The sequence below is a fragment of the Sphingobium chlorophenolicum genome, from assembly GCF_000722875.1.
GTDB classification, from domain to species: Bacteria; Pseudomonadota; Alphaproteobacteria; order Sphingomonadales; family Sphingomonadaceae; genus Sphingobium; species Sphingobium chlorophenolicum.
Map to the genome: position 1 here is coordinate 1 of NZ_JFHR01000103.1, position 5,986 is coordinate 5,986.

Annotated in this window: 5 protein-coding genes; all 5 read left to right on the plus strand. The window is 65.1% G+C overall.

Translation table 11 applies throughout. The features are described 5' to 3' along the window. On the plus strand, positions 1–1,990 hold a 1,990-nt coding region (locus BV95_RS22050), incomplete at its 5' end, for a TonB-dependent receptor (RefSeq protein WP_081873490.1). Positions 1,991–2,002: 12 nt separating this feature from the next. Further along, on the plus strand, positions 2,003–3,235 hold the full coding sequence (locus BV95_RS22055) for a dipeptidase (protein WP_051749943.1): 1,233 nt from the start codon (positions 2,003–2,005) through the stop codon (positions 3,233–3,235). Next, a complete protein-coding gene (locus BV95_RS22060) occupies positions 3,235–4,626 on the plus strand; it encodes a spinster family MFS transporter (RefSeq protein WP_051749944.1) in 1,392 nt (463 codons plus the stop codon). Before BV95_RS22055 ends, BV95_RS22060 begins: the two co-directional genes overlap by 1 nt. 179 nt (positions 4,627–4,805) lie before the next feature. After that, positions 4,806–5,690 carry an NAD-dependent epimerase/dehydratase family protein gene (locus BV95_RS22065; protein ID WP_037457400.1) on the plus strand — a complete coding sequence of 295 codons (885 nt, stop codon included), beginning with the start codon at positions 4,806–4,808 and terminating at the stop codon, positions 5,688–5,690. A 21-nt stretch (positions 5,691–5,711) separates the two neighbouring features. After that, a partial coding sequence (locus tag BV95_RS22070) for a nuclear transport factor 2 family protein (protein WP_037457402.1) occupies positions 5,712–5,986 on the plus strand: 275 nt, incomplete at its 3' end.

A 5,986-nucleotide genomic window follows, 5' to 3' on the forward strand; every position in this document is an offset into this window, starting at 1 on the left:
CTCTGAACCCGCTGACATTGTAGTGACGGGTGTTCAGTTCAAGGGTGCGGCGACGCCTTTGAAGTTGTCTGTTGATCCAGCGAGCGACACGGCGCTGGTGAGTTCCTTGTCGTCGGAGGATATTGCGCGTCAGTCGTTGGGCGTGAACGTGGACATCTTCCGGTCGATCCCCGGCGTTCAGGTGGGCGATTTCGGGCAGGTGGGCATGGCGCAGGGCCTGTCGCTGCGCGGCTGGCCTGGGGCGAACGACAGTTCGGCGGTGGCCTTCTTCCTGGACGGCAAGCAGTGGAACGAAGCGTCGGGCGCTGGGGCCAACGGCTATCTCGACATCGCGCCGATCATTCCTGAGACCATCGCGTCCATGACCGTCGTCAAGGGTCCGTTCAACGCGCGCTACGGCGGCAACTTCGCCCAGGCGGGGTCGGCGATCGCGACCTCGGTCGACTCTCTCGATCCGGGCGTTTCGATCAGCGGCGGCTCCTACGGCAATCTGCGCCTGCTGGGCACCTATGGCCGCAAGACCGACACTATGAGCTATTATGTCGCGGTGCAGGGCATGCGCGATGACGGCTATCGCGACAATTCCGACCAGAAGCAGCTCAGCACCTTTTCCAAGCTCACGTTCGACACCGGTTCGGGCAAGCTGGCCTTCTCGCTCCAGACCTATAATATCGACTTCAGCAGCCCGGGCTATATCTCGGTCGCCGGCGTCGAGGCAGGGCTGATCAAGCCGACCGCGGCGGTCGCCAAGACCGACGGGGGCAAGAAGAACCTCTACACGCTGCTCGCCAAATATACCGGCGGCACGGAGCAGCAGGGCATCGAGGTGACGGCCTATGCCGAACATAACGACCGCACCCGCTTCGTGACCCTGGCGCCCCTGCCCCAGCAATATAATGTGACCAACCGCGAGGATTATGGCCTGAGCGTCGATCCGCATTTCAGCTTCGACCTGATGGGTTCCGAGGCGCTGCTGGCGATGGGCGCGTCGATCCGCTACGACGATATCGAGCAGACCCGGGTGCCCTCGCGCAACGGCGCGCCGATCTTCGGCCTGGACCCGCTCGACGTCTATTCCTACCTGATCGCGGACATCAAGCAGACGCAATATGCCGCCTATGCTTCCTTGTCGGTGAAGCCCACCGACTGGCTGAAGATCACCGCGGGCGGGCGCTATGACGGCTTCGACTTCGACGTCAAGGCGCAGAATTATGTCTCTGCGACCAACTCCTATATCGACCGCGCCGCCGACGCCTATACCGGCCATTTCGGCTTCAAGGGCGGCTTCGCGATCCAGCCGATCCCCGAACTCACCTTCATCGGCAATGTCGGCCAGAGCGTCGCGTCGCCCGACGGCGGCCGCAGCGTGCCCACCAACCCGAACCTGTCGAGCAGCGTCCTGACGACCAAGGAACTGGGCGTCGCCTTCAACCCCTGGGCGGGCCGGTTCCATATCGCGGCCAACTATTACAAAACCAAGTTCACCGATGAAGTGACCTTCGTCGGTCCGATCGCGACCAACCAGGGCGAAAGCAAGCGGCGCGGCTACGACATCGACGCCTCGGCCATGGCCGTGCGCACCGACCAGTTCACGCTGCGCCTCTACGGCAACTACAGCTATGTCCACGGTCGCCTGCAAAGCGGCAGCCCCATCCCCAACGTCGCCAAATGGGTCGCCAGCTTCGGCCTGCACGGCGACTACAAGCCCGATGCGAACAAGAGCGACACGCTGCTGTTCGACATTGGCCAGCAGTTGACCGGCCCGCAGCCGCTCGACGCGCCGGTGACCGGCTATTCGGGCACCTCCGCGCGCCTGACCACCAAATTGGGATGGCAGATGCCCGACCTCAACAATCTGAAGATCTGGGCGGACGGCATCTATTATACCAAGGGCCGGAGCGACGAGTTCGGCATCCGCTTCCGGGGGCAGAATTATGCGGCCTATCTGCCGCGCTTCCGCTTCCATGTCGGCGCTTCGATCAATTTCTGAGCGAAGGCCAGGATGAAACCGTTCGCTCCCTCCCCCGACGACCTTGCGAAGGCGGCCGATCTGCATAATCGGCTGCTCAGCATCGACGCCCATGTCGATATTCCCTTGGACTTTGGAGGAGGGGGCGACGACGGGCCGGGCTGTTTCGACCTGCCCAAGGCGGCGCGGGGCAAATTGTCCGCCGCCGCCCTGTGCATCCATGCCGGTCCCCATCGCACGGGCGATGCGGCCGGCAGGACGGCGGGCGCGGCGGAGCAGCGGCGGCGCTACGACATCATTACCGGGATCGCGCGCGACTATCCCGACAAGGCGGCGATCGTGCTGTCCCCGGACGAACTGCGGCAGGCGGCGGCGGACGGGCGCTTCGCCATCATCCTCTCGCTCCAGAATGCCGAGCCGCTCGCGGGCCTCGACGATCTGGACGCCTGGCATGAGCGGGGCGTGTCGATGCTGGGGTTCAACTTCATCGGCAATAATAGCTGGTCGGATTCGGCCCGCCCCTACCCCTATGTCGGGGGCAGCCTGTCGTCCGGCGGCCTCAGCCCCCTGGGCAAGGCGGGCGTCGAGCGGCTGAACGATCTGGGCGTGATCATCGACGTGGCGCAAATGTCCGCCGCCTCGCTGGCCGACATATTGGCCCTGTCCCGCGTGCCGGTGGTCGCGTCCCATGCCGCGCCCCGCGCGCGGGTCGATGTCGACCGGAACCTCAGCGACGACGAACTGCGCGCCATCGCGCAAGCCGGCGGCGTGGTGCAGGTGGTGGGCTTTGCCTCCTATCTCGTGCTGCGCGATCCGCAGACCCGCGTCCGCCTGACCGCGCTCTGGCAGGAGCATGGACTGGCCGCGCCCACGCGGCTGAGCGACTTCTATTCGGTCAACGATCCGGCCACCGCCCATTGGGACGAGGAACGCTTCCTCCACTTCCTCCACGAATATCATGTCGCGCTCGACCTCGACACGCCGATCGCCTCGGTCGCCGACTATGTCGACGCCATCGAACATGTGATCGCGGTGGCGGGCATCGACCATGTCGGCATCGGCTCCGATTTCAACCATGGCAGCGGCGTGGTGGGCTGGCGCAATGTCGGCGACAATCTCAACGTCACCGCCGAATTGATCGCGCGCGGCTTTTCCGAGGCGCGGATCGCGCAATTGTGGGGCGGCAACTTCCTGCGCGTCTGGCAACAGGTTCTCGACGGCGCCCGGCCCGCCGGATCGCATCCCACCCCCATGAAAGACAGCTAATGGCAAGCATCGCGCATTCCGGCGACTTCCAGTCCGATCCTGCAGGCGAAGCTGCGGGCGAACAATATCAGGGCTACGGCACCCCCCGGATGCGCAACTATGCGCTGTTCATGCTGACGCTGATCAGCGCATTGAGCCTGGTCGACCGCGTGGCGCTGGGCATCATGCAGGAACCGATCAAGAAGGAGTTCCATCTCACCGACTTCCAGCTCGGCATATTGGGCGGTCCGGCCTTCGCCATCCTCTATTCGATGCTGGGCCTGCCCATCGCCCAACTGGCCGAACGCTACAGCCGCATCTCCATCGTCTCGGTCTCGCTCGCCGCATGGAGCGTCGCGACGGCGGCCTGCGGCATGGCGGGCAATTATGCGATGCTGGTCATGGGGCGGCTGGGCGTCAGCGTCGGCGAGGCGGGATGCAACCCGGCCTCGCAGGCCGCGCTGGTCGATTATTTCCCCTTCTCCCGCCGCGCCACCGCGCTCGCCATCTATAGCCTCAGCGTCCCGTGCGCGGCCGTCATCGCCGGGTTCGCGGGCGGCTGGCTGGCCGACGCCATCGGCTGGCGCTGGACCTTCGCGGCGCTTGGCATGCCCGGCATCGTCATCGCCCTCATCCTCCAGTTCACCGTGCCCGAACCGGTGCGCGCCCATCGCCCCCCGGCCGCCAAGAGCGTGCTGATCCCGCAGCTTCGGGTTTTGAGCCGCAACGCCACGCTCTGGTTCCTGATGCTCGGCGCATCGGCCTCCTGCTTCGTGGGCTATGGCCTGTCGCAATATCTCGTCTCCTTCCTGATGCGCGTCCATCATCTCTCCATCGTCCAGGCCGCCGCCTTCAACGGCGTGATGTTCGGCGTGTTCGCCGCGATCGGCACCTTTGCCTGCGGCGCGCTCTGCGACCGGCTCGCCCCGCGCTTCCCCCGCGTCTCGACATGGCTGCCTGCCCTCGGGATGCTGGCCGCCGTGCCGCTCTACGTCATCGGCTACTGGGTCGACTCCTTCCGGGTCGCCGCCCCCCTCCTCTTCATCGGCGCGATGCTCAACTATTTCTACATGGGGTCGATCTTCGCGGTCGTGTGCAGCATCGTGCCGCCCCATCTGCGCACCCTCGCCAACGCCCTGACGCTCGTGTTCATGAACCTCATCGGCTATGGCATGGGGCCGCCGATCATGGGCTATTTCAGTGACCTCTTCCATGAGCGCGCCCTGGCCGAAGCGGGCCTGACCACCGGCCAGTGCCTGGCCGCAGCGCAGGGCCCCATCGCCGCCGCCTGCGCCCAGGCCAGCGCCCATGGCCTGCAACTCTCCATCGTCATCGGCGTCATGGGATATTTTCTCGCCGGAATCCTCTTCCTCGCCAGCGTCAAAACCGTCCGCCGCGACTGGATCGGCTAGGGTGTGCGGGGATTCAGCCCAGGGCGGGCTGCAAATGGCGGACTTCTGCGCTTCCGGTGCTCACGTACTGAAGTACGCTGCGCGCCGGTTCTCGAATTCCACCATTTTCGCCTCGCCCTGAACTGAATCCCCACACACCCTAGAGCGGGTTCCAAATCCTCAAAATGAAAGCAAAATCCATGAAGATCTTTCTCACGGGCGCGACCGGATATACCGGATCGGTCGTGCTGGACCATCTGCTGCGCGCAGGCCATCAGGTCACCGCCATCGCCCGGACCATCCCCGACCGGACCGGATCGGGCCTCGACTGGGTGCAGGGCGACTTCAGCGAAGCCGAAAAGATATCCGACCTCTCGGCCAAGGCCGACGCGGTGGTGCATATCGGCGCGTCCCACAATGACGAGATGGAGCGGCTCGACAAGATCGTCATCGACGCGGTCGCAGACGCCCTCGCCGGTACCGGCAAGGTCTTCGTCAACACCAGCGCCACCCCGATCTACGGCGACACCGGCATGACCCCCCGCGACGAGCATGAGCCGATCGAAAACCCCCACCCGCTGCGCGCCTGGCGCATGCGCCACGACCAGCAGGTCGTCGCCATGACGGAGCGCGGCTTTCGCACCGCCATCCTGCGGCCCGGCTATATTTACGGCCGCGGCGCCGGCATCCTGCTCAGCGCGATCAACCGCGCCCGGTCGAGCGGCGTCGCCCGCTTCATCGGCGACGGAACCGGATGGAGCAGCACCGTCCATGTCGATGCGCTGAGTGAACTCTATCTGCTCGCCCTCGCCAACGACAAGGCGACCGGCATCTACAACGCCGTCTCCGACGAGATCGTGCGCAACGCCGACATCGCCCAAGCCATCGCCCTCAAGTTCGGGCCGGGCATTATCGCTGAGTCCCAGCCCCTGGAGGAAGCCCGCGCGGTGATGGGCAAGCTCGCCGACCTCATCGTCATCACCTGCATCTGCTCGTCACAGCGCGCCCGCGACGACATGGGATGGCTGCCCAACGCCCCCAGCGTGCTCAGCGAAATCGTCGGCGGCTCCTACAGCAACGTCTAAGCCCGGAAGAACAGACTCATCATGACCATCGACCTTCTGGCAGCGCGGTTCGAGATCGAACAGCTCATCTATCGCTACGGCCACGTCCTCGACAGCGGCGGCGGCACCCCCTTCGCCGACCTGTTCGTCGAGGATGGCGAAATCCAGTTGCGCAGCCTCTATGCCGACCGAACCGATGTCGACGCAGGTATCCCCTGGAAGGAACAGGGCCTGAGCGCAGGCGCCGAACTTCAGGGCGACAGGCTGGTGTTCAGGGGACGGCAAAAACTCCACCACTTCTCCCTCCCCAAGGGAAA

Coding starts and splice junctions, on each gene's coding strand:
- BV95_RS22055 (WP_051749943.1), top strand. CDS start 2,003: ATGAAACCGTTCGCTCCCTCCCCCGACGACCTTGCGAAGGCGGCCGAT.
- BV95_RS22060 (WP_051749944.1), top strand. CDS start 3,235: ATGGCAAGCATCGCGCATTCCGGCGACTTCCAGTCCGATCCTGCAGGC.
- BV95_RS22065 (WP_037457400.1), top strand. CDS start 4,806: ATGAAGATCTTTCTCACGGGCGCGACCGGATATACCGGATCGGTCGTG.